Raw genomic sequence first — 23,728 nt, 5'->3', positions numbered from 1 at the left:
CGATGAGCAAGTCCCGATTTTGGGCCAAGACCGGACAGGGACAGTTGCGAGAAGATGGCCGACCTCTGTACCATCCCGTCCTCTGCCACCTAGCCGATACGGCAGCTGTGGCCATGGAGATCGTGCAAACCTACCTTAGCCCCCTTGCTCGTCAGCAGCTCTCAGTAGGATTGGGGCTGGAAGGGGATCCCTTAGCTCGCTTTTGCGGGTTCATGGCAGGGTGTCACGACCTAGGCAAAGTCAGTCCTGCCTTTCAATTTCAAGTGAGCGAGGTGGGAAAAGCGCTGGTGGGATCCCGTCTCTACGGCCTGTGGCGCAGCTATCCCAACACTGGCCAAGCAGCCCCTCATGGAACGGTTACCGCCGCAACCTTGCCCGGCTTTCTGGAAGAGCTGGGGCTGCCCAAGAAACTGGCCCAAAAATTGTCAGCTATTGTCGGCGGTCATCATGGCTTTTTCCCGGGACTTCAGGATATTCAAAGTCTCTCCCCCGACGATGTCGGTCGAGGGGAGTGGATCCCATTTCGTCGAGAGATCTTCCAGCAACTACAAGATTTTGTTGGGCTGAAGAGGGAGGGGATCCCTGGCCGCTGCAGCAATTCCGCCGCCATGATCTTGGCCGGCCTGGCAACCGTTGCCGACTGGATTGCCTCGAATACGGAGAGTTTTCCCTACGCCAACGACGAGCCCTTCGAGACCTACGCTCAAGGAATAGCCGAAAAGGCCCAACAAGCCCTGAAAGCCCAGGGTTGGATTGCGCCCCCCACAGACAGCCCTCTTACTTTTCAGGCTCTCTTTGACTTCATCAGCGAGCCGCGACCGCTGCAATTGGCAGCCATTAACCTGAAGGACAGGCTGGCTCCACCCTGCTTGGTCATTGTCGAGGCCGCCATGGGAGAGGGCAAAACCGAAGCTGCGCTCTACCTGGCCGACCACCTGCAGCATCAAGCCGGAGCCGGTGGCTTTTACATCGGCCTGCCTACCCAGGCAACCAGCAACGCCATGTTCGAGCGCGTCAAGTCATTTTTGCAAAAGCGCTATCCCGATGCCATCGTAAACCTAACCCTCAGCCATGGGGCAGCAGCTCTCAAAGAAGATTACCTGGACACCGTCTGTCGCCTGGATCAGGTTTATGACCAGGAGGGCAAAGGCGTTTTTGCCAGCGAGTGGCACACTGCCCGCAAGCGGACGCTGCTCAGCCCTTACGGGGTGGGCACCCCTGATCAGGCTCTGATGGGAGCAGTACGGGCCCGCCACCAGTTTGTCCGCCTGTTTGGTCTGGCAGGCCGCATCATCATCCTGGACGAGATCCACGCCTACGACCTCTACACCAGCACTCTCCTGGAGCGATTTTTGGAGTGGGCAGCCGTTTTGGGATCCCCCGTGATCGCCCTCTCGGCCACCTTGCCCGCCGGTACCCGCCAACGATTGCTGGCTGCCTATGCCAGAGGCTGTGGACAGCCCCCGCCCGACTCACCTAATGCCCCTTACCCTCGCATCACAGCCCTAGCTTCTGGAGCGGCCCTAGCTCAGTCTTTTGCTCCTTCCGAGCATGTGCGCCGTCAATTGGGGATCCGCTGGGTCAGGGATGACCAGTGGCCCGCAGAACTCTCGCAAGTGCTTTCCAAAGGGGGCGGGTGCGTTGCTGTTATCTGCTCAACGGTAGATCGCGCCCAGTGGGTGTTTCAGCATCTCCAGAAGTATTTTCCGCCGGAAGAATTGGGCCTGTTTCACGGGCGCTTTTTATTCAAAGATCGAGAGCAGATTGAGAAGCAATGCCTGGAGAGATTCGGCAAAAATGGACATCTCCGTCCCTCTCGTTTTGTTTTGGTGGCAACCCAGGTCATTGAGCAAAGCTTGGATGTGGATTTTGACTTAATGATCAGCGATCCCGCTCCCATTGATCTTCTCCTACAGCGCTCTGGGCGGCTCCACCGCCATCCGCGGGACAAGCGACCACCTGAGCTATCTGCTCCCTACTTGTGGATAGTGGAACCAGAGCTAGCCGAGGAGGGCAAGGCTAATTTTCGGGAGAGCAGCTCTATCTACGATCGGCACATTCTCCTACGCAGTTGGCTGGCTCTAAGAGAGCGTTGCAACGTGCAACTGCCTGAAGAAATCGACGACCTAATCGAATCGGTATATGACTTGGAGATGCCTATCCCCGAAGCATTGGAAACCGTTCATGCTCAAGATTGGCGAGAGTCTTTGGAAAAGTACAAAGTTGAAGAAGAGGATGCTAAAAGATCTCGAGCTAATGAAGTAAAGATCCCACCGCCAAATGCTGATGTGAGGCCCGAACAGTTTACCTACCTAAAAAAAGAGGATGACGAAAGCACTATCGCTGCCGTTACCAGACTTGGGCAGCCTTCGGTGGCGACAATTTTCTTGCAACAAGGGAAGACCGGTTTAGTCTTTCCCGGCTCTCACGATCCAGTGGATCTAGAAACTGAGCCCAGCCTGCCGATGATTCGTAGGCTACTGGCCCACAGTGTTCGCATTGCTTCCCGCCAGGAGCTTGTAAAGGAGCTGCTGAGGCGGGAAAACCCCAAAACTTGGACATCTGCTTTGCTGCGTAACTGTCGCTACGTTGTCTTGAACGCCGAAGGCTGGGCTCAAGTTGGCAAATGGCGACTGCGGTTGGATCCTAACCTAGGGATCACCATCGAGAAGATGAACAGCTAACGTTAGGGAGGAGCTCATGGAAACTCAGTCCTTTAATCTCACCAAAGAAAAGTGGATCCCTGTACTCGATCCCGATTTTCGAATCCAAGAGTTGTCTTTAGTTGAGTTATTTAGAGAGTGGGAAAGCCTGAAAGAGATGCGAGGAGATAATCCGCCTACTACTTTAGCTCTCTACCGTTTTCTACTGGCAATAATGCACCGAGCCTATCTTGGACCAAAAGATACGGATCACTGGAAGGAAATCTTTCAAGACAATGGAAAGCGAGTTATTAAGTACTTGCAGGATAGGCAAGATTGTTTTGACCTATTCCATCCCACTCACCCCTTCATGCAGGATCCAGCTCTACCTATAGAAAAAGCTGTGCCTGTCCACTCCATCCATACCATGAGCACCTCTGAAGTATTCTTTCATGAACACGAATGGAGCGGCTACAGCATCTCCTTACCGGAAGCTGCTCGACTATTGGTGCGTCTACAGGGAGTTGACATCACTAGCCTAAGGGCATTTTATGTTGGGCAAGACAGCGGCAATCACTCTGCTGTAAACACTCCGACTATGAATGTTGCCAATGTCCTTTTGAAAGGGAGAACCTTAAAAGAGACGCTGATGCTGAACTTGATGCGGTATAGCCCAGAGGATGAGATGCCCAGTGTAGTAGCTGGAGAAGATGTACCCACCTGGGAAACCAAAGTTGGCTACACTGGCCAACCGAAAAAAGAGATCCCTGCGGGATACATCCACTATTTAACCTTTCCCTGGCGGCGGCTGCGGCTGTTTTCAGAAGCTGGGCGAGTGCAGCAATTGGCTATTACTATGGGCAACTCCCTACCCAACGGTGTAGAGGCCCGGCAGTGGGAATGTAGCGTTGCCTATAAAGAAGATAAACCAGTGCGTCTATCTTTACACAGACAGTTGTGGCGGGATGCGGACAGCTTTCTCCTGACGGCTAGCAAGCAAACCCGTCCTCGGATTGTGGACTGGCTAGCTGAGCTCAAGTCAGAAGAATTGGTCAATAATTTGGTTGTGTTTGAAGTGTTGGGTATGAGCGCCGACCAGGCTAAACCTTTAGGATGGAGCTCGGCTCGATTTTCAGTTCCAATGCAGTTTGTTACAGATTCGGAGTTGGCGCAGAGTTTAAAAAGCGCTATTGGAATTGCCGAGAACCATCAACAAATCTTTCGATCTTCTAAAGGTAGCCCCTACTTTTCTCTAGCAGAGGTTCTTAAAAACGGAGAGACTGAGAAGCTATCCAAAGCTTTAGACGGAGAGTCTCGCTACTGGGCAATTCTAGACCACGCTTTCTCAATGCTACTTCATGATTTACCCCAAGATAACCAACCTGGAGCTGATGGAATTATCTACTATGGACTTACCACTCTACCTGCCTGGACTAAGACTGTGCAAGATGCCGCTCGGCGAGCCTTCACCGAGTCCATTGAGTCTATTCGCAACTATCAGGCCAGAGCGGCTGCCTTGCGCACGCTGGAGAGAAAACTAGCAGAGCTTCGTGCGGATCCAAGGGAAAAGAAAGCTCAAAAACAAAAAGCAGCTAAGAAAAAGCAGAAGAAGGAGCAAGCTGTTGTCCAATAGGAGGCCAAGTTATGTCTACAACTCAAATCTCTTCCCATAATCGACTGGAACGGGCAAAAAAGTTCTTACAAGAAATCAAGGATCGCCTCAAAAACGACACCGGCGCCAAAGCTGCCTTCAAGCGAGCACTTTCCGGCGAGCACCACCACTTACGAAAAATTTACCCCTTTGTACTGCCCTATTTACAAGGGATCCCCGAACAAGAACAGGATATTTGGATCTTTGTGGCGTGTCTCTCCGTTTACCATGACCAAGATATGGAACCAGAGGTCAGTAACTTTGCGAAAAGCTGTCGGGAATTGCAAGACAGCACCGAATCTAAAGGCCCAGAACGAAGGTTTAGAGCTCTTCTAGAGACCGATCTTGACTACACCGAATATCCAATCATAGCTTTGGTAAAGCAAATGAAAAGTAAGAAGGATAGAAAAATTTCTGTTTACTACCCTCAGTTGATTGCTGACCTTTGCTTATGGAACCATCCCGATCAAGTTGTCCAGGATAGATGGGCTAAAACTTTTTGGCAGGTATCTTCCTCTGGATCTGCAAAGGCAGAAGAAACTGATGATGTAAGTTCTGAGGTTTCCGATGATCTCAGAGAGGATGTAGGCTGAGAGCACTTACCCCTGTTTGAGCTAACAAACTTGTTCCGACACTATACCCTTAGAGGAGAAACAGCCATGCGACTGGAAATTCATTTGATTCAAAGTTTCCCTCCTGCCAACCTAAACCGCGATGAAAATGGCATGCCTAAATCTACGATATTCGGCGGTCGTCCACGAGCGCGAATCTCTAGCCAGTGCCAGAAGCGGGCAGTGCGAAAATACTATCACCAATATGCTGAGCTAGACCCGGCTCACTTTGCCGCTCGCTCTCGCAACTGGCTCCCTGAGTTGAAATCTAAGCTTGTGAAGGCAGGGATCCCTGATGAGCAAGCTGGAATGGCCGCTCGGCTTGCCTTAGAGCAAGGGCTTAAGCTCAAGTTTAATGATAAAAATGAAGCCACCACCATTGTATTTTTGGGGAAGACGGAACTTGATGCAATTGCCGAAATCTTAATCAAAAACTGGTCTGCCATTGAATCCGGATTGCGAGAGGAAAAGCCCAAACTTCCCCAAAAAATAGCCAAGGCGATCGAAAAAGCTTTGGTTGATACAGGAAAACCCGGTGATGTAGCTTTGTTTGGTCGGATGATGGCCTCGCTACCCACAGTCAATGTCGATGCTGCTGTTCAGGTAGCCCATGCAATTAGTATCAATGCCCTACAACAAGAGTTCGACTTCTTTACAGCCGTAGACGACCTGGGCAGTAGTGAGGACACCGGAGCCGATCACATGGGCGAGACGGGGTACAACAGCTCTACATACTACCGCTTTGCTGTTCTCGACAAGAAACAGTTGGTTGAAAACCTAGGCGGAACTGAACATCTAGGATCCATCATCAAGGCTTTTGCTACGGCTTTCATTCATGCTGTGCCCAGTGGACATCAAAACGGATTTGCCGCTCACACTCGGCCAGCATTGGTGATGGCAGTAGTTCGGGAAGGGCAGCCTATTTCCTTAGTGGATGCCTTTGAAAATCCGGTTGCTCCCAGTGGAGGATTTAGCCTACTGGAAAATGCCGTTAAAGCTTTAGATGAGTATTGGGGATCACTGGTCAAGATGTATGGAGAAGCTGACGTGCAGTATAAAGGCGTTGTTGTCCTTGATAGGCTGGCTGCGAGACTCAATGTACTCAAGTCTAGCAAGAAAGATTCTGTAGAAGAGCTCTTAAAAAGTGCTCTCAAAGCCTTTGGCGTGGCCAGCAACGGCCAAGGAGCTTAGATCATGACTACGCTTCTCATGCGATTGCGGGCTCCGATGATGAGCTGGGGCGACCACAGCCAGTTTGATTATCGCGATAGCCGTCGTGAGCCTACAAAGTCGGCGGTGATCGGGATCCTCTGTGCGGCACTGGGTCGCCCTCGCTGGGAACCTGTTGATGATCTGGCTGCCCTGAAAATGGGGGTGCGAGTAAACAAGGAAGGGATCCTTTGTAAGGATTTCCACACAGTACAAATAAAAGAGACGATCAGCAATCGCTACTACGTAGCAGATGGGGATTACCTGGTGGGATTGGAAGGGGATCCTAATTTGCTGAGAACTTTGGATCAAGCTCTGCAAAAACCTTACTGGCAAGTGTTTCTGGGACGGAAAAGCTTTATTCCCAGCCGCCCTTTGCGAGTGGGGCTTGTGGAGCAGCCTTTGCTGGAAGCTTTGCGTCAGCACCCTTATGAGTGTTCTAGACGCGGGAAGCGTCCCTCCCAACTCCGCTTTGTTTTGGAGGTCTCTGAGAGTCTGGATGTGCGCCAAGATGTGCCTTTGAGCTGGCAGCCGCGGCGCTTCGGTTGCCGGGCTGTGGAGACGGAATACCATGAACTCCCGGAGGCGATATGTATCTTTCCCGGCTAATTCTAAACGAGCGACAGCTTCTGGTGCAGCGAGAGCTCAGTAATGCTCACGCTTTGCACCAGCGAATTATGCATGGTTTTCCCGATCAACCTACCAAAACCCCTCGCTCCGATTGGCATATTCTTTACCGTCAAGAACCTGATGGCTGCACCATCCTGGTGCAATCGGTCATTCAGCCGGATTGGTCTCGCTTGCCACAGGGTTATGTCCAAAGGGATCCAGAAGTCAAAATCTTCGACCTGAGGCCAGAAGTTCTAAGTAAGGGAAGATGCTTTCAGTTCCGACTCCGAGCAAATCCCAGCAAGCGAGATAAGAAGACCCGCAAGATTGTTGGCTTTTTTCGCTCTGAGGATCAACTGGAATGGCTCCGCCGCCAGGGCTTTCAGCATGGGTTTGAGGTGTTGGCTGCAGAAGGGATCCCATCGCCGCAAATATTTGGGATCAAAAAGGGGCTCTCCGGGCCAGTTCGTATCCACACCGTTTTGTTCCAGGGCATATTGCGGGTAACTGATTCTGAAGCTTTTGTTAAAGCAGTACAACAAGGAATTGGGCGAGGACGCTCCTACGGATGTGGACTTCTATCGCTCAGCAAGATCAGTTACTTTCCACGCTAGTTTTGCCTTTTAAGGGGGAGTGTCTTATGATCGCAAAGACAACTACGAAAAGTTTACGATCTATCCCGAAGGTTCGAGATAGCATAAGCTTTGTCTATGTAGAACGGTGCCGAATTGAGCAAGATGCGAAAGCTATTGCCGTTTTGCAAGAAGATGGCAGATATATAATCCCTTGTGCCAGCTTGACCACTTTAATGCTAGGCCCTGGGACAGCAATTACTCACGCTGCCATCAAGAACTTGGCCGATGGGCTCTGCTCGGTCCAGTGGGTTGGCGAAGATGGGCTACGCTTCTATGCCAGTGGATCCCATCCTTCCAGCAGCGTGGAAAGGCTTTATCACCAGGCCAAACTATGGGCAGATCCCGTCCAGCACATGGAAGTGGTTCGGCGTATGTATTCATTTCGCTTTCCCGAACCTCTCAAAGAAGGGCTAACCCTTGAGCAGATTCGCGGACTGGAGGGGGTGCGAGTGCGAACTGTTTACAGCCGCCTTAGTAAAGAAACAGGGGTAAATTGGAAGGGACGCTCCTACAAGCTCAAGGAATGGGAGTGTGCTGATCCCGTTAATCGTGCTCTTTCTGTTGCCAATACTTGCCTCTACGCTGTTTGCCAGGCAGCGCTCAATGCCGTAGGCTATTCAACTGCGTTGGGGTTTATTCACATCGGCAAGCCCTTATCTTTTGTTTATGACGTTGCCGATCTCTACAAGACAGAGATCACCATCCCTGTTGCCTTCAAGGCTGCCGCTGAGTTGATGCCAAACTTTGAGTCGAGAACTAGGCAACTGTGTCGAGAAAAGTTTGTAGAGCATCGGTTGATGCAGAGAATCATAGACGATGTTGATGCCATCCTCGGCTTCAGAGCCACACAGGAGGAGTCAAGCCCTGTAGGATCTCTTTGGGATAACGAGAAGGGAGCTGTTGAGGGGGGAGTGAGCTACGGAGAAGAGTTGGATGAGGAAATGTCGGTCTGATGGTGGTCTTTATCTTAGAGAATGTCCCCGCAAGTTTGAGAGGAGACCTAAGTCGCTGGCTGTTTGAGATCAAGGCGGGGGTCTTTGTCGGTCGCGTCTCAGCCCTGGTTCGAGAAGAACTGTGGGCACGGGTGACCAGCAAAATCGGCGACGGCTCTGCACTGATGGTCTATTCCACCAACTCAGAGCAGGGATTCTCGGCCAGGAGCATCGGGGATCCCTCGCGGCAGCTAGTAGACATAGAAGGGGTGCTGCTGGTCAAAACCTACTAAAATCGGCAAAAATGGAAGGGTTGTCCCCACACCCGTGGGGGTGAACCGAACAAGTGGGCGCCCAAGCTGCGGGAGTTCACCGGGTTGTCCCCACACCCGTGGGGGTGAACCGGAAGCACAACTTGAGCGGGAAGCCCACCGAATAGCGTTGTCCCCACACCCGTGGGGGTGAACCGTAATCCTCTACGTTGGAGTGACGGACAAAGAGTCGTTGTCCCCACACCCGTGGGGGTGAACCGACCTGGCTAGTCCCCGCAATAGCGGTGGCACTGGAGTTGTCCCCACACCCGTGGGGGTGAACCGCGAAGGCGGCAGGCTTGGAGATCGTGGGAGCGTACGTTGTCCCCACACCCGTGGGGGTGAACCGAAGTCGGCCCGGCCCGCGGGACGGCAGGACTTCAGTTGTCCCCACACCCGTGGGGGTGAACCGAAGGGAGGGCCCTGACCCGGCAAGGGATCCGTCCGTTGTCCCCACACCCGTGGGGGTGAACCAATCTATGAGCCCCCTGGTAGTTCTCCTGCTGTACGTTGTCCCCACATCTGTGGAAGCATGACTCTAGTCAATGATACGCTGGACTATACTGAAAATAATGTACAGTATGTTCAGTATGGCTGCTTGGTATGGCTAGGTATGTAAAACCGAGAGAAGCGGCGGATTATTTTGGGGTGTGTCTCCACACCTTGAGGCGATGGGAACAGAAAGGCTGGATCCATGCAGTACGTACACCATCCGGTAGGGCGAGAAGGTATGACCTCGACAGCTACATCAGAGCACCCAAGAAGGACAAACGAGTCGTTTTGTACGCCCGAGTTAGCAGTCGAGGGCAGAAACCAGACTTGGAAAGACAGATTGCAAGACTGGTTAACCTCTACCCTGGAGCCGAGGTGGTCGGAGAGATTGGCAGCAGTCTCGACTTCAAAAGACCAAAGTTCCTTGCCTTATTGGAACGAGTTCGTGCGGGAGATGTCGGAACAATTGTGGTCGCTCACCGGGATCGACTCTGCCGGTTTGGATTTGAGTTCGTTGAGTGGTACTGCCGTCAATACGGGTGCGAAATCTTGGTTCTCGATGACGATCACCTTTCTCCCCAACAGGAACTGGTTGAGGATATCCTCACCATCCTGCACTGCTTCAGCAGTCGGCTCTACGGACTCAGAAAATACCGGGCTGCAATCGAGAAAGATACGGATTTATCCGGAGCCAGCGCTGGCTAAAGTTTGGAAGCGGTGGCAAGCGGCGTGCCGGTACTGCTACAACCAAGCGATTGCCTATCAGCGCCAGCATGGTGCTCCAAGAACGGCCAGAAAGCTGCGGGACATCATCCTGCGCTCCGACCTGCCCGGGTGGGTGAAGGACGCCCCCTGCCACATCAAGCAGAACGCGGTCGTCGAGGCGTGGTTGGCGTTTCGCCGAAGCAAAGACGCGAGGTTTCGCAGTGTGCGGGACAGGTCGCATACGCTGCAATTCAACGCCGGCAACTTTCGCAATGGGACGTGGTATCCGAAACTCACCCGAGGTTTGGCGTTCCGTGCATCCGAGGAGATGCCCAGAGAATGGGCACGTGGAACTGAGCTAATGCGGGTGAAAGACAGATGGTATGCCATCTTCCCTGAGCCCGTGAACGAGCAGTGTTCGTTAGCAAAGGGGGTGATCGCACTTGATCCTGGAGTAAGAAGCTTCCTTACAGGGTTTGATGGGGCGGGCTTTGTAGATATCGCCAAGGGAGACTTTGGCAGGATCGTTCGGCTGTGCTACCACCTAGACGATCTGCAATCTAGGCTGAGTAAAGCACCGAGACCCAAGCGTAGGCGAATGCGGCAAGCGGCGTTTCGTCTGCGGGAGAGAATCAGGAACTTGGTGGACGAGTGCCATCGCAAGGTAGCGGCGTTCCTAACGGATAACTACCGATTGATATTCCTCCCCACTTTCGAGTCAGCCAAGATGGTTGCCAAGGCAGGGAGGAAGTTTGGTAGCAAGACAGCAAGGGCGATGCTCACCTGGGCGCACTATCGGTTCAAGCAGTTCCTGAAGTTTCAAGCCAAGAAGAAAAACGTGGTTGTCGTGGAAGTATCGGAAGCGTACACCAGCAAAACCTGTACTAAGTGCGGGCACATCCACACCAAGTTGGGTGGTGCAAAGGTGTTTAGATGCCCAAAGTGCAACCATAGGCTACCACGAGATTGGCAAGGCGCTCTGGGTGTTATGCTCAGGGCTTTGCGGGATACCGCCTTTCTGTTTGGACTCCGTCCGAGTAGCGCGGTCGCGTCAGCATCGCGTAGTGACAACGGAAACGGACAGAATGCTATCGCTTCACCGCTGAGCAGTAATGCTCAGCAGTGTTCAGCGTAAATGTATCAGTAGCCGGCTAGACAATTAAGACAATCTCACATCTACCGGGATCCCTTGCCTAGGTGGGCGACACTGGGGCTAGGTCGCAGAAGCGCGATATCTAAGGAGGGGAGTATGAGCAGGAGCTTGCTGGAGCAGTTGCGAGAGATGACGGTGGTGGTGGCCGACACGGGGGATATCAACGCCATCGAGACCTTTAAGCCGCAGGATGCCACCACCAATCCCTCTTTGATTACAGCAGCCGCCCAAATGCCCCAGTACCAGGGCATTGTCGATGAGACCTTGCTCAAGGCCCGCCAAGACCTGGGATCCAAAGCCGACACCAAAGCCGTGGTGGCCCACGCCATCGACCAACTGGCGGTGGCCTTTGGCGTGCGCATTTTGTCCATCATCCCCGGTCGGGTTTCGACGGAGGTGGACGCCCGGCTCTCCTACGACACAGCAGCCACCGTGGCCAAGGCCCGCCATCTCATCGAGCTCTACAAGGCGGCAGGGGCGGATCCCAAGCGGGTGCTCATTAAGATTGCGGCTACTTGGGAAGGGATCCGCGCCGCCGAGATCCTGGAAAAAGAAGGGATCCACTGCAACCTGACTTTGATGTTTGGCCTGCACCAGGCCATTGCCTGCGCCGAAGCGGGGGTAACCCTCATCTCGCCCTTTGTGGGCCGCATCCTGGATTGGTACAAAAAACACACAGGCCGGGAGAGCTACCCGCCCGCCGAAGATCCAGGCGTGCAGTCGGTAACCCAGATCTACAACTATCTGCGCAAATACGATTACCCAACGGAAGTGATGGGGGCCAGCTTTCGCAACATTGGCGAGATCATCGAGCTGGCCGGCTGCGATCTCCTAACCATCTCGCCGGCTTTGTTGGCGGAGCTGCAAAACACCGAGGGCCACCTGGAGCGCAAGCTGGATCCGGAAAAAGCTAAGAAAATGGATATTCCCCGCCTGGTGATGGATCGGGCCACCTTCGACCAGATGCACCGGGAAAACCGCATGGCCTCGGAAAAACTAGAAGAAGGGATCCAGGGCTTCTCCAAGGCGCTGGAGGTGCTGGAAAAACTGCTCACCGAGCGGCTGCAGAAGCTGGAGGGCGCCAAGGAAACGATTACCCACGCCGCCCAGGATGTCTTCCGCATCTACGACCTGGATGGGGATGGCTTCATCACCCGCGAGGAGTGGATGGGAGCAGATCGCGTCTTCGATGCCCTCGACACTAACCAAGATGGCAAAATTACTCCCGAAGAAATGCTGGTCGGACTGGGGGCAGCCGTTTATCTGAGAAATTAGCCAGGCAAGCAAGCCCTATGGGCGAGAGCTTTCGCCGCTTTGGAGACGCAGTAGCCGCCCTGGAGGCCCAGGCCCGCCGCTGGATTGCCCAGTATCTGCAGGGGATCCCTTACGATCCGCCGCCGGGGCCGGCGGCCAGACAAGTGCTGCACTGGATCGAGACCGACTTGCTCCCTCGGCTGCAGCAAACCCCCCAGGAGCTGAGGCATCTCCTGCACGGGCTCAACGGCGGCTATGTGCCCAGCGGCCCTTCCGGTGCCCCCACCCGGGGCCGGGTGGAGGTGTTGCCCACCGGGCGCAACTTCTACTCGGTGGATATCCGCGCCATCCCTACCCCCACCGCCTGGCAGGTTGGCTCGCTGGCTGCCGAGCGGCTGGTGGAGCGCTACGTGCAAGAGCAGGGGGAATATCCCCGCCACCTGGGCCTATCCGTTTGGGGCACCTCTACCCTGCGCACCGGCGGCGACGACTGGGCCGAGGCGCTGGCGCTCTTGGGAGTCAGGCCCCGCTGGGAGGGGGGACGGGTGGTGGATATTGAGATTTTGCCCGTGGCGGTTTTGGGCCGGCCCCGCGTGGATGTAACCCTGCGCATTTCTGGGTTCTTTCGCGATGCTTTTCCCAACCTGATTGCCCTCTTCGACCGCGCCGTGCAGGCCGTGGCCGCCCTGGAGGAGCCGGAAAGCGACAACCCCCTGCGGGCCCAGGTGCTGGCCGATACCCAGTACTGGCAGGAGCAAGGGATCCCGCCTTCAGAAGCGGCAAAGCAAGCGCGGCTGCGCATCTTTGGCTCCAAGCCGGGGGCCTACGGAGCCGGCCTGCAGGGGCTGATCGAGGCGCAAAACTGGGAAACGGAAGCGGATCTGGCCCGCGCCTACCTCAACTGGAGCAGCTACGCCTACCGGGCCGAGGGCGAAGGAGAGCCGGCCCCCGCAGCCCTGCGGCGGCAACTGGCCCGCCTGCAAATTGTCCTGCACAACCAAGACAACCGCGAGCACGATCTCCTTGACTCGGACGACTACTACCAGTTTCAGGGAGGCATGGTGGCAGCGGTGCGGGCGCTCCAGGGCCGCAACCCCCAGATCTACTTCGGGGATCACGCCCGTCCCCACAACCCCAAGATCCGCACCCTGGCCGAAGAAATCGACCGCGTCTACCGCGCCCGCGTCGTCAACCCCAAGTGGATTGCCGGCGTGATGCGCCACGGCTACAAAGGCGCCTTCGAGATGGCCGCCACCCTGGACTACCTCTTCGCCTACGACGTCACCACCCACGCCGTGCCGGACTTTATGTACGCTGGCCTGGCCCGCGCCTACTTGCTGGATCCCCGGGTGCAGCAGTTTTTGCGCAACCACAACCCTTGGGCGCTGCGGGACATGAGCGAGCGGCTGCTGGAAGCCCACCAGCGGGGCTACTGGCAAGAGCAGGCGCCGGAGCTGGTGCCCCACCTAGAAGCCCTGATGCTGGAGACGGAAGCCCGCCTGGAGGCTACCCAGGGATCCCTGGCGGGGGAAGGTTAAGTTCGGCTAAGATGCTCTCAGCAAACCAGACGCGGAGGGATCCCGATCCATGAGCAAAGCCAAGCTGTTGCGAGAGATTCTGGGGCCCCTGCTGGAAGATTACCGCTACTGGTTTGAGCGCTCTCGTCGCTTTTTGCAAGAAGAAACTTTAGAATTCATCAGCCCAGAGGCGCAGCAGGCCCTCCTGGAGCGGGTTTTGGCTGCCCAAGCGGAGCTCCAGGCAGCGGAAGCTCTCTATCAGTTGTCGGATAATGAAGTTGGCGTTGACCCGGCCCTGATGGCAAAATGGCATCGCCTGCTGATGGAGTGCGCCGAGCTGGGCCGTCGCTTTCGCCAAATTCACCCCTCCTCCGACTCATCTGACCCGTGATGCTGCAGATCCTCTACCTCATCGCTTTTGTGGCCATTGCCTTTGTAGCCCTGCGCAACCTGGTGGCCAACGTGGTTACTCTGAGCAAAGAAGAGCGCAAGGCCTCGCCACGTCGAGGCCGCCGGCAGGTGCCCCACCCAGAGCTGTTGGATGAAGAAGGCAACCTGACGGAAGAGCCCTTGCTGGTCATTCGCTCGGCCAGCTTGGAAGAGGCCCGCAGCCGCCTGGAGGATCTCTACTCTGGCTCTCCCGACGAGGACTAAAAAAGGGAGTTCAAGAGCGGCGCAGGAGCTCCCCCTTTCTCGGTGTCGGCCCGAGTCAGGTGTGGGGGTGAGCAGCCTTTCCTGGATGAAGTTGCAGTAAAACATTTGGCGCCGAGAACTATCCCCAACTCCCCTCTCCCTCAGGGAGAGGGGCCAGGGGTAAGGGCAGCGGCGCGGGGCGCTTGGGTAGGCAGCAAGGTATCTTAATCTTGTCTGAGACAACTGCAGTCAATCTGGTTCTTCACCCAGTGGCCTCTGGAGCTGGCCTGCAGCGTTTGCGCAAACGTCACCAATGGGATCCGATTCCAGTTCCGATTTCGAGGTGGCAGCCGTCCTGGAGGCGGTGCTGAGCAAGCTGAAGGTTTTGGCGGAGACGGGACAGACCTTTGGCCAGCCGATTACCATTGGCGACACAACGATTGTCCCCTACGTGTCGCTCTACTTTGGCGTTGGGGGAGGAGGGGGCCATTTTGGCAAAACGGCCAGCGGCTTTCGCAGCAACGGACGGGATCCGGCCAGCCTGTTTGGCGGAGCGGGGGGCGGGGTGCGCATCGAGCCGGTGGGCTTTTTGGTGATCCGGGGGGAGCGGGTGGAGCTGCTAACCACGGCCCAAAAGCCCAGCCAGTGGAGCCAGCTTGGCGAGACTATAGTTCCCCTGCTGCAGCAGTGGTTGCAAAGCCGGGCCGACAACTCCTCATCCTCAAATGACCAGCCAAATGACTAGCCGCGAATGAAGAGGCGGGATCCCTGGGGGGAGGGCTGCACGTCGATGCGGTGGGGAAAGGCCTCTTGCAGGCTGGGGATGTGGGTGATCACCAGGATGCAGGCAAAGTCGGAGGCAATGGCGTTGATGGCCGCCAGCAACTGGGCCCGCCCGGTGGCGTCCTGGGATCCAAACCCCTCGTCGATGATCAACGTTTGCAGGTCGGATCCCGAGCGCTGGGTAAGCAGGCGGGAAAGAGCCAGGCGGATGGCGAAGTTGATGCGGAAAGCCTCTCCCCCAGAGTAGGTCTCGTAGGGACGGGTGCCGCGGGGATCGGCGATGAGGATGTCGAGGGTCTCGATCAGCTTCTCCGAGCGCCGCCCCGAGCGCTGGGTTACAAAGCGCAGATGGAGGCGGTGTTGGGTGAGGCGGCCCAGGATCTGGTTGGCCTGGGCCTCTAGCTCTGGCAGGACATTTTCGATGATCAGGGCGGGAATGCCGTTGCGGCCGTAGGCGTTGGCCAGCTCCTGGTACACCTGCTGCTGGCGGCGGGCCTGCTGCAGTTGTCGCTCCAGCTCCGTCCGCTCCGCCTGCTGTTCAAGAGCCTGCTGCAGCCGCTGTCGGGCCGCCCCGATTTGAGAAAGCACCAGATCCAGCTCTTGCCGGTTCTCCTGCAGAGCTTGGCGGATCCCTTCTAGATGAGCCGGGGAAACATCGGGGTGCTCGGCCAGTTGTCGCTGCAGCGCTTCCAGCTCTTGGGCAGCCTGGGCAAAGTGTTGCCGGCTTTCCTGCAGGCGTTGGGACAGGGCCTGGCTGCGGGCTGTGGCTTCCGGCAGCTCCTGGCGGGCCATCTGGAGGGCTTGCAGGCGGGCCGGCCACAGTTGCGCCTGGGCCAGTTCTGCTTTTACCTGCTGGTGCAGGGATCCGTCGTAGCCGACCTGGTGCAGCGCCTGCTCGATCTGGGCCAGGCGTTCTGCCAGCGGCGAGTCAGGGGATCCCGCCTGTTGCAGGGCCTCCAGTTGCGCTTGCAGGGAGGCGATTTGCTCGCCTAGGCGGGCGCGGCGCTCCTGGGCTTTGCGCAGCTCGTGGGAGCGGCCCAGGGCCCAGCGCCAGCGCTCCACCTCTCCCCGTTGCAAGGCATGTTCCCGCTCGTCATAGCCCAGCTGCTGCAGGGCCTGTTGGATCTGGGCAAGCTGCTGCCGCGCCTCTTGGGCATAAGCTTCTTGGCTGAGGATCTGCTCCAGTTCTGCGGCTTCTGCCCGCCGCGCCTCCAGTTGCCGCTGCCGCTCCTGCTCAGCCTCCCACTGCTGTTGCAGGCGCCCCTGAAGGTGCAGGCGCTCGTCCCAGGTGGCCAACTCTTGGCCAAGACGCTGGGCTTCTTCCTGCAGCAGCCCGATCTCCCGGTCGGCCACCGCCAATTGCTCGCGGATTACAAACAGCTCGCCAGCAATTTCCTCTTGCCGCTGGCGGTGTTTCTTCAGCACCACTGCCCTCAAGGACGGGCTGAGCGGACGGGCACAGAGAGGGCAAACCCAAATTGGGGCGGTCGGCACTTTGGTGGGCGGTGCTGGCATGGACTCGGCAGGCTGCTCTGAGAAGAGGGGGTCTGCGGTTACTTCGGATCCCGGTTCTGCAGCTCCCTCGGCAATGGCCTTCGCCCCCGACAAAGCATGGGTGGGACGGCACCGGCCAGAGTCTGGATCCGAAGGGCCCAAGTGATCCGGGCGATCCAGATCTTCTAGCTCTGCAGGATCCAAGCGCTCGGCGTGGAGGGACTCCGCTCCGCTATCGCCAACAGGAAACTCTTCCCAAGGAGCCTCTAGCAGGCGGCAGCGTTCCTCCTCCTGTTGCCACTGGTGCTGGAGAACCCGCTGCCGCTCCTGCAGCTTCTGCACAAAGAGGCGGCGCTCCTGGATTTTTTCCAACACCTGCTGCTGGTAGAGGCGCTGCCGCTCCAGCTCGGCCAGGGCTGCAGCGCTGGCGGCAATTTTCTGGGCCAGGTGCTGCTGCTGTTGGGCCAGGGTTTCCTGGCTTTGCAGGTGCTCCTGGAGGAACTGGAGGCGGGCTTGCAGACGTTCTCCCTCGCGGCGGATCTCCTCCTCCCAGTGCCGTTGTTGCTCCAGGAGGGCAGCGGCTTGGGCCTGGGCCTCGTTTAAGCTTTGCAGGCGCTCCTGGGCTTGCCGGTAGTGGTGGAGGGCGTTTTCGATGCGCTCTCGTTCGGCCAGCACCTGGGCATCGGCCTGGGCTTGGGCCTGGCAGGCGGCCAATTCCTGTTGCAGCCGCTGCATTCTGCGCAGTTGCTGCTGTTGTTGCTCGGCCTGTTGGGCCTGCAGCTTTTGGCGTTCTTGGAGCAGGTATTGCTGTTGCTCGAAGAGGTGGTGAAGATGGCGATCCTGGGCCATCAGGGTTTGATAGCGTTCGTAGCCCGCCAGGATCTCCTCGCTTTGGGCAATCAGCTCTTGCAACTGGAGCAGGTGCTGTCGTTGAGCTCGCCACTGCTGTTCGGTGTGGTGCAGGTTGACGCTGAGCTTGTTCAGGTGCTGGGCAAGCTGCTGGTGGCGCTCCTCCAGGGTGTGGCGATGTTCATAGGCGCGTTCTAGGGCCTGTAATTCCTGCTGCTGTTGGGCCAGGAGCTGTTGCAGATGGATTTGCCGCTGTTGAAGCTGCTCCAGTTCGGCTTGCATCTGCTCGATAGAGACCTGGTGTTGATCCAGCTTGTGCAGGCGCTCTTGGAGCAGGTCGGCTTTGAGCTTGGCGCTGCGGGCCTGTTCGCGGCAACGCTCCGCCAGCAGATCGTACTGCCCCAGCTTGAGCATGTCGGCCAAGATCTGCTTGCGCTCGCCGGGACGCTTCAGGGTAAAGGCATCGGCCTGCCCCTGCCGCAGGTAGGCCGAGTGAACAAAGGTATCGTAGTCGAGGCCGAGCTGATTTTGGATGGCCTGTTGGGTGGCACGCAGGCCGCGGCGGGTGAGGCTGCGCCAACGGGCTTGGCCGTCGCTTTCTCCAGTTTGAATTTGCCACTCCAGGGATCCTTCCCCCGCGAGGTGGCGACTGCGCAGGACGCGGTAGGTTTGCCCCCGCGAGCGGTAGACCACCTCCACCCAGGTTTCGCTGGCCCCCTTGCGGATGAGATCGCTGTCGTTGCTGGCCCGGCTCTGTCCCCAGAGGCCCCAGGTAAGGGCGTCGAGCAAAGCCGATTTGCCCGCCCCGTTGGGGCCGCAAATGCAAGCGGTGTGGATCCCGCGCAGATCCAAAACCGCCTGAGAGTAGCAGAGAAAATTGTGTAAGGTCAGGCGAACTGGGATCACAAGGGCGGCTCTGGTCCCTGCAAAGCAATGGCGATGAGCCATTTGCTCCAGTTTATGAAGTTATTGGCTAGATCCCAAGTTTTGCCACAGCCAGAAAACGGTTGTCCCACCGCCCTGAGCCCACCAGGGAAACTGGCACTGCTGCTGAGGCGGAGCAACCCGAAGGAGCAAGTGCGGTTGCGGAACCAGTAACTAAGAGTTCCTAGGCTTACTGCTGGGCCGGAGCAAGCTATAGCTAGGGGGAGTACGTCCATCTGCCCTCCTCGCCAGCCGGGATCCCGGGAGACAGCCATCCAGAACCTAGTTGGCCCACTGCGGAGCGAGGGGGATGTTAGAACGGGGAAGGCGGAACACCAGATGGCGGAGTGATGGAGCTATGAAGGAAGACTGGGCAAAACGGTTGCGCAACAGTTTAGTTGCCGTGGTGGCCGTGCTCCTGGCGGCAGGCTTGTTTTTAGCCAATCAAGCTCGTCAGGCTGGCACCAGCTTGGCTGACTTGGCTGCAGAGGCAGTGTCCTGGGAGGAAGCGCAGGCCAACGGCAAGCCTTCTCTGGTGGAGTTTTACGCCGATTGGTGCACCACCTGCCGAGCGATGGCACCTCTCCTGGCCAGCCTGAAGAAAGAATTTGCCGATCAGGTGAACTTCGTCATGCTGAACGTGGACAACCCCAAGTGGCTGCCGGAGTTGAGCCGCTACCGGGTGAACGGGATCCCTCACTTTCTCTTTTTGGATGGTCAAGGGGAAGTGCTGGGATTTGCCATCGGAGAGCAGCCTGCCGCCATTTTGCGGGGCAATGTGTTGGCTCTGGCAACTGGGCAGCCCCTGCAGTTGACCAATGCCGGACAGGTGTCTGAGTTGGATCGGGGCAGGCCTGTCCTCCCGCATCAGGCGGATCCGCGCAGCCATGGATAGAGACCTAGGAGCTCGCAGTTGTCGGGCTTGAGGCTCCCAACTGTCCCTCTAAGCCGCCCACTGGTCTTGCCAGTTAACCGCTCCCTGAGTTGCGCCCGCCCCCCTCTCCCACGCCGCTGAGGACGGATGTTCTCCACCGGGAAAACCAGCGCCTACCTCTTCCAGGTGGGGGAGTCCCCGCGGTTGAGGATCGCCAAGCAGCGACTGTCTCGGCAGCGTCGAGGTAAGGCCAAACTTCTTCGGTTAGGCTTGGGCAGCCTGCAGCCGCAGGTGCTGAACTAGAGCCTGTAGGCCCAATAGGTAGCTGTGGGCTCCAAATCCACTGATTTGGCCGATGGCTACAGCAGCAATGTAGGAGTGTTGCCGGAAAGGTTCGCGGCGATAGATATTGCTCAGGTGAACTTCCACCGTGGGCAGCCCTACGGCAGCAATGGCATCCCGCAGAGCGATGCTGGTGTGGGTGTAGGCGCCAGGGTTGATGAGGATGCCGGAGTGCTGCTGGCGAGCCCGGTGAATGGCATCGACCAACACCCCCTCATGGTTAGACTGCAGGATCTCCAGCTTTGCCCCAAGAACTTCTGCCTGCTGGTGGAGCGCCCGATCGATCTGTTCTAAGGACACCGAGCCGTAGATGCCTACTTCTCGCACCCCCAGCAAGTTGAGGTTGGGGCCGTGCAGAACCAGAAGGCTTAGGAGCTCGCCAGCGGAAGCAATGGCAGTCGGATTAACGACGACGATGGGATCCATTTTCTACGGGAATGGGAGCAGGTTGGGGCTGAGGACTTCCCAGAAGAGTATCAATCACACGTTCCACCCATTCGCGGATCTTTTCGAGAACTTTTTCTACCCAATCCATCCGACCTGCCTCGTAGGAGTTACAGAGCCATCAACGGAGCTTGACCAATGGATCTCCATGATAGCGCTTTTTCCCGACAAGCGTGGAAATGCCATCGGACTAGTAAAGGGCGCTCAGGAGCACGATATCCACGACCAGGAGGGCACCTGCAAAGGCCAGCAGGCTGCGCACAATTTGACGCTCTTGTTTGGAGCGATGGGATCCGCCAAGGCGGAGCCAGCGGAGAGAGTTGGGGAGGCGGTACAGCATAGCAACAGTCGATGGGATCCTAACTTAGGAGCGCCAATGCCCCAAGGTGATCATGCCCCATTCTGTGAGCTTCGGATCCCGGCGGACTTCCCCACGCTGGGGGGGAATACCAGCGTGGCTATGGGGACCAATTCCTTTTAGAGTGGGGGTTAGGCCATTTTTGTTGTCGATGACCACTCCTCTAACTCAAGCCGAAACCGTTTTTCAGCGTTGCTGGGATCACTGGCAAGCTCTGGCCAGCCGTCAGGATCTGCAGCCGGAGTTCAAAGCTTTATCCACTCTGCGCAAGCGTCTTGTCACTCGGGTGTTTTCCATTGCGGTGTTTGGTCTGGTCAACCGCGGCAAGTCGGCTGTCTTGAACGCCCTGACCGGCGAGGCCCGCTTGGAGGTAGGGCCCCTCAACGGGGTGACGCAACAGCCGCAATCGCTGCTGTGGCAGCCGGGGCCGGGGATCCCTTGGCAGGTACGGTTCATCGATACGCCCGGCTTGAACGAGATCAACGGAGAAGCCCGCGAACAGTTGGCCTGGGAGGTGGCCCGCGCCGCCGACTTGATCCTGTTTGTCATCGCCGCAGACCTGACCCAGTTGGAGTACCAGGCTCTGTTGGAGCTGCGCACCCTGCACAAGCCCATCCTGCTGGTGTTGAACAAGTGCGATCTCTATTCGGAAGCCGAGTTGCAGGCCATTCGCGCCCAGATCAGCCGCCACTTGGGCTGGGTGTTGCCGCAGGAGATCTTGACGGTGGCCGCCCGTCCCAAGCCCACTAAGGTGCGCACCCACTGGCCAGATGGCCGCATCACCTTGGAATGGGAGCGGCCCGCACCCCAGATCGAGGCCCTGCGAGGGCGCATTGTGGAAATTTTGCAGGCAGAGGCGGGATCCCTCTTGGCCCTCAATGTGCTGAAGCGGCTGGAGCACCTCCAGGCCCAGCTCTGGCAAAAGCAGTGGCAGCACCACGCCCGCTTTGTCGAGCAATGGGGCACGGCCTGCGCCCTCGGCAAGGGGATCGCGGTGGGCTTGGCGCCACTGGGGCTAGATCTGCTGTTGGCGCCGCTACTGGATGGGCTGTGGCTGTTGGGCCTGGGAATGCGGCTGCGCCTGCCCTGGGGATCCTTACGGGAGGCGCTGGGATCCGCCCAGGAGGGGCTGTGGCGACTGCTGCTGCTCAATGGGGCGCTGCTGCTTTTGGCCGAGGGGGTGAGCTCTTGGCTGTGGGGAGGCTGGAGCAACAGCCTCTTGCCGGGTCTGGTGGCGGGGGCGAGTTTGTACCGCTTGGGATCCCTGGCGCCACGGGTGTTGCTCCGGTTTGCCCCAGAGGGGTTCGGCCTAGGGGCCCTCTTGCGGGATCTCATCAGCAGCCAAGAGCTGGCTGAAAAGGCCTAGGGTTCCTCTTCCCGGCCATCCTGAGCCATTTCGGCGGCGTGGTAGGAGCTGCGCACCAGGGGCCCAGAGCGCACCTGGCGAAACCCCATCTGGAGGGCAATCTGGCCCAGCTCGACAAACTCCTCCGGCGTCCAGTAGCGCTGCACCGGGCGATGGGCCAGGGAAGGCTGCAGATACTGCCCCAGGGTGAGCCGGTCACAGCCTACCGCCAGCAGATCTCGAAAGGTTTCCAGCACTTCTGCGCGGGTCTCGCCGTGCCCCAGCATCAGGCCGGACTTGGTGGGCAGGCCGGGATCCAGCTCCTTCACCGTTCGCAAAACCCGCAACGACAGGTCGTAGCCAGAGCTGCGCCGCACCGCCTGCGACAGCCGGCGCACCGTTTCGATGTTGTGGTTGTAGCAGGTCGGTCGGGCCGCCACCACACGGGCAATGCAGTCGCGCTCCCCGCGAAAATCGGGGGTGAGCACCTCGATCTGGATCCCAGGGCAGCGCCGCCGAATCGCTTCCATCACCTCCACGAAGCGGCCGGATCCCTGGTCGGGCAGGTCGTCGCGAGCTACCGAGGTGAGCACCACATAGCGGAGCCCCAGCAGCTCAACGGCCTCAGCCACCTTTTCCGGCTCCTGCGGATCCAACGGCGCGGGCCGCCCGCTAGCCACCTGACAAAAGGAACAGGCGCGGGTACAGATCCCGCCCATCAGCAGGAAGGTGGCAGTCTTTTGGCTGTAGCATTCGGCCCGATTGGGACAGCGCCCCTCTTCGCAGATGGTGTGCAGGCCCCGCTGCTTGATCACCTGCTGCACTGCCGAGATATCGCTGGCCTTGCCGATAGAGCGCTTGACCCAACTGGGAAGAGAGCTAACAGGCATGGGAGGACGAGAAAGAAGAGATAGCGTCCATTGTGGCATGGACGCCTTCCAGATCGATCGCCCTTGGCCGGAAAAGGGCTAGGCCACCTGAGGAGAGGTTAGCATCTGGTTGACGATGCGCTGCACAATTTGAAAGCCAGTCGCCGCCTGCCAGCCCAGGATCCCCAAAATCACCAAATTCAGCAGGAGGTGGACATTGCGAGCCCAGGCCTTTTGGCCATCCTTCATCAGGGGCGCCAAAGCCGCAGAGCTAGCCACCAAGGCCACAATGCCCAATCCCGCCAGCAAGTGGGGGCCAACAAACAGCTTGCCGTTGTTGAGGTAGGTCACCCCCATGCCGCCCAGGGCCCCGAACACCATCAACAGCAAGAACAGGGATCCCGCAAGAAAGTGCCGCTGGCCAAACTTACCCTTGACGAGTTCTTTGCGCTCTTGTGCAGAAGCAGTGCGCAGCCGTCGCACCTGCAGGCCCAGGTAAAGAGCGTAGAGAGCTAGGGCAAAGGCGAAAATCATCAGCACAGGGTGAAAGAAGGGCAAAGCCAGCTTCAGCCATTGGGGAAGTTGAATGCTGTTCATAGGGATTGCGCAACGAAGAGGAGGCTGCCCCTAAATTAACACAAATTTAAAAAACTTCTGTCGCGGCACGGGCGCGTGTGGACTCCGGGAGTGGGAGCCCTATCTGCATCAGATGCTGGTAGAAATGGATTTGCCATTGGCAGCGGGCCAGATGATGGGCTTTGCGACTTGGGTAACGCTGCGGATCCCAATTCCAGTAGCAGTCTTCCAACCAGTCTTGCAAGAAGCCATCCCCAATTTCAGGGTAAGCAGTTGGAGCCTTGATCAGGAGGGGCTTTGTGGCGCTTTTCGGTAACCGTGGATCCCTTTTAGCTTTTTTCCGGTAGCTCGATTGCTGTTGCCTTTTCGGCCTTGCTGCCTGCCCTCTGGGCTTGGGTCGAGGGTGGAAACCGTCCTTGCGCACAAGGCGTTCTTCCTCCCTCCGTAAGCCTGGCCGAGGAGGGATCCCTTGGCGCGCCCCGATACCGTGATGTCTCCCCTTCGTCCGCTGCCACC

The 23,728-nt window shown here is 57.6% G+C and carries 21 protein-coding genes, 1 pseudogene and 1 CRISPR repeat array; of the genes and pseudogenes, 17 read left to right on the top strand and 5 right to left on the bottom strand.

Going from position 1 to position 23,728, the window contains the following annotated elements; translation table 11 throughout:
- Positions 1 to 2: 2 nt before the first annotated feature.
- From CYA_RS03450 to CYA_RS03380, 15 genes and pseudogenes are all read left to right on the top strand, one after another.
- On the top strand, positions 3 to 2,684 hold the full coding sequence (locus CYA_RS03450; protein ID WP_011429629.1) for a CRISPR-associated helicase/endonuclease Cas3: 2,682 nt from the start codon (positions 3 to 5) through the stop codon (positions 2,682 to 2,684).
- Between the two features lie 16 nt (positions 2,685 to 2,700).
- Complete coding sequence (gene casA / locus CYA_RS03445) at positions 2,701 to 4,275, top strand: type I-E CRISPR-associated protein Cse1/CasA (protein ID WP_011429628.1); 1,575 nt, start codon at positions 2,701 to 2,703, stop codon at positions 4,273 to 4,275.
- A gap of 11 nt (positions 4,276 to 4,286) precedes the next feature.
- A complete protein-coding gene (gene casB, locus CYA_RS03440) occupies positions 4,287 to 4,886 on the top strand; it encodes a type I-E CRISPR-associated protein Cse2/CasB (protein WP_011429627.1) in 600 nt (199 codons plus the stop codon).
- Positions 4,887 to 4,952: 66 nt separating this feature from the next.
- Complete coding sequence (cas7e, locus tag CYA_RS03435; RefSeq protein WP_011429626.1) at positions 4,953 to 6,095, top strand: type I-E CRISPR-associated protein Cas7/Cse4/CasC; 1,143 nt, start codon at positions 4,953 to 4,955, stop codon at positions 6,093 to 6,095.
- A 3-nt stretch (positions 6,096 to 6,098) separates the two neighbouring features.
- Positions 6,099 to 6,722, top strand: coding sequence for a type I-E CRISPR-associated protein Cas5/CasD (cas5e, locus tag CYA_RS03430; RefSeq protein ID WP_011429625.1), 624 nt, complete (start codon positions 6,099 to 6,101; stop codon positions 6,720 to 6,722).
- On the top strand, positions 6,704 to 7,336 hold the full coding sequence (gene cas6e, locus CYA_RS13975; protein ID WP_011429624.1) for a type I-E CRISPR-associated protein Cas6/Cse3/CasE: 633 nt from the start codon (positions 6,704 to 6,706) through the stop codon (positions 7,334 to 7,336). The genes cas5e and cas6e overlap by 19 nt, the downstream gene beginning before the upstream one ends.
- Positions 7,337 to 7,362: 26 nt before the next feature.
- Positions 7,363 to 8,310 carry a type I-E CRISPR-associated endonuclease Cas1e gene (gene cas1e, locus CYA_RS03415; RefSeq protein ID WP_011429623.1) on the top strand — a complete coding sequence of 316 codons (948 nt, stop codon included), beginning with the start codon at positions 7,363 to 7,365 and terminating at the stop codon, positions 8,308 to 8,310.
- Positions 8,310 to 8,582: a type I-E CRISPR-associated endoribonuclease Cas2e gene (cas2e, locus tag CYA_RS03410; RefSeq protein WP_011429622.1), complete on the top strand. Its 273-nt coding sequence runs from the start codon at positions 8,310 to 8,312 to the stop codon at positions 8,580 to 8,582. Before cas1e ends, cas2e begins: the two co-directional genes overlap by 1 nt.
- A gap of 19 nt (positions 8,583 to 8,601) precedes the next feature.
- Positions 8,602 to 9,138: a CRISPR direct-repeat array (repeat unit 28 nt; unit sequence GTTGTCCCCACACCCGTGGGGGTGAACC).
- A gap of 65 nt (positions 9,139 to 9,203) precedes the next feature.
- Positions 9,204 to 9,797: an IS607 family transposase gene (locus tag CYA_RS13970; RefSeq protein ID WP_011429621.1), complete on the top strand. Its 594-nt coding sequence runs from the start codon at positions 9,204 to 9,206 to the stop codon at positions 9,795 to 9,797.
- Complete coding sequence (locus tag CYA_RS03405; RefSeq protein ID WP_148203178.1) at positions 9,685 to 10,932, top strand: RNA-guided endonuclease InsQ/TnpB family protein; 1,248 nt, start codon at positions 9,685 to 9,687, stop codon at positions 10,930 to 10,932. Before CYA_RS13970 ends, CYA_RS03405 begins: the two co-directional genes overlap by 113 nt.
- A 114-nt stretch (positions 10,933 to 11,046) precedes the next feature.
- Positions 11,047 to 12,225 (top strand): transaldolase, encoded by a 1,179-nt coding sequence (locus CYA_RS03400; protein WP_011429619.1) that lies wholly within the window; start codon positions 11,047 to 11,049, stop codon positions 12,223 to 12,225.
- 26 nt (positions 12,226 to 12,251) lie between these two features.
- Positions 12,252 to 13,742 (top strand): annotated as a pseudogene (locus CYA_RS03395) (cobaltochelatase subunit CobN); the annotation flags it as partial.
- Positions 13,743 to 13,791: 49 nt separating this feature from the next.
- The gene (locus tag CYA_RS03390; protein WP_011429617.1) at positions 13,792 to 14,112 is read left to right on the top strand and encodes a DUF2605 domain-containing protein; all 321 of its coding nucleotides are present in this window, start codon (positions 13,792 to 13,794) and stop codon (positions 14,110 to 14,112) included.
- Complete coding sequence (locus tag CYA_RS03385) at positions 14,112 to 14,375, top strand: DUF2973 domain-containing protein (RefSeq protein WP_041438126.1); 264 nt, start codon at positions 14,112 to 14,114, stop codon at positions 14,373 to 14,375. Before CYA_RS03390 ends, CYA_RS03385 begins: the two co-directional genes overlap by 1 nt.
- Before the next feature lie 292 nt (positions 14,376 to 14,667).
- Positions 14,668 to 15,099 (top strand): GerW family sporulation protein, encoded by a 432-nt coding sequence (locus tag CYA_RS03380; RefSeq protein WP_011429615.1) that lies wholly within the window; start codon positions 14,668 to 14,670, stop codon positions 15,097 to 15,099.
- On the opposite strand, the gene CYA_RS03375 is transcribed toward CYA_RS03380, so the two are convergent.
- Positions 15,096 to 18,386: an AAA family ATPase gene (locus tag CYA_RS03375; protein ID WP_011429614.1), complete on the bottom strand. Its 3,291-nt coding sequence runs from the start codon at positions 18,384 to 18,386 to the stop codon at positions 15,096 to 15,098. The two genes, CYA_RS03380 and CYA_RS03375, sit on opposite strands and share 4 nt — an antisense overlap.
- A 376-nt stretch (positions 18,387 to 18,762) precedes the next feature.
- Here CYA_RS03375 and CYA_RS03370 point away from each other — a divergent pair, with 376 nt between their 5' ends.
- On the top strand, positions 18,763 to 19,299 hold the full coding sequence (locus tag CYA_RS03370; protein ID WP_011429613.1) for a thioredoxin domain-containing protein: 537 nt from the start codon (positions 18,763 to 18,765) through the stop codon (positions 19,297 to 19,299).
- A 243-nt stretch (positions 19,300 to 19,542) separates the two neighbouring features.
- Here the strand turns inward: CYA_RS03370 and aroQ are convergent, their stop codons facing one another.
- Positions 19,543 to 20,046, bottom strand: a complete 504-nt coding sequence (gene aroQ, locus CYA_RS03365) for a type II 3-dehydroquinate dehydratase (RefSeq protein WP_011429612.1) — start codon at positions 20,044 to 20,046, stop codon at positions 19,543 to 19,545.
- A 208-nt stretch (positions 20,047 to 20,254) separates the two neighbouring features.
- The gene (locus tag CYA_RS14985) at positions 20,255 to 20,404 is read right to left on the bottom strand and encodes a hypothetical protein (RefSeq protein ID WP_011429610.1); all 150 of its coding nucleotides are present in this window, start codon (positions 20,402 to 20,404) and stop codon (positions 20,255 to 20,257) included.
- Positions 20,405 to 20,573: 169 nt separating this feature from the next.
- Here CYA_RS14985 and CYA_RS03360 point away from each other — a divergent pair, with 169 nt between their 5' ends.
- Positions 20,574 to 21,788 (top strand): Era-like GTP-binding protein, encoded by a 1,215-nt coding sequence (locus CYA_RS03360; protein WP_011429608.1) that lies wholly within the window; start codon positions 20,574 to 20,576, stop codon positions 21,786 to 21,788.
- On the opposite strand, the gene lipA is transcribed toward CYA_RS03360, so the two are convergent.
- Together lipA and CYA_RS03350 are read right to left on the bottom strand one after the other, a co-directional pair.
- Entirely contained in the window at positions 21,785 to 22,657 is an 873-nt protein-coding gene (gene lipA, locus CYA_RS03355) for a lipoyl synthase (protein WP_011429607.1), read from the bottom strand. The genes CYA_RS03360 and lipA overlap by 4 nt on opposite strands.
- 78 nt (positions 22,658 to 22,735) lie before the next feature.
- Positions 22,736 to 23,233 carry a DUF4079 domain-containing protein gene (locus CYA_RS03350; protein WP_011429606.1) on the bottom strand — a complete coding sequence of 166 codons (498 nt, stop codon included), beginning with the start codon at positions 23,231 to 23,233 and terminating at the stop codon, positions 22,736 to 22,738.
- Positions 23,234 to 23,728: the final 495 nt, after the last annotated feature.

The sequence above is a fragment of the Synechococcus sp. JA-3-3Ab genome (assembly GCF_000013205.1).
In the GTDB taxonomy this organism is placed as follows: Bacteria; Cyanobacteriota; Cyanobacteriia; order Thermostichales; family Thermostichaceae; genus Thermostichus.
The sequence above is the reverse complement of the archived record's forward strand: the minus strand, read 5'-3'. Positions and strand labels throughout refer to the sequence as shown.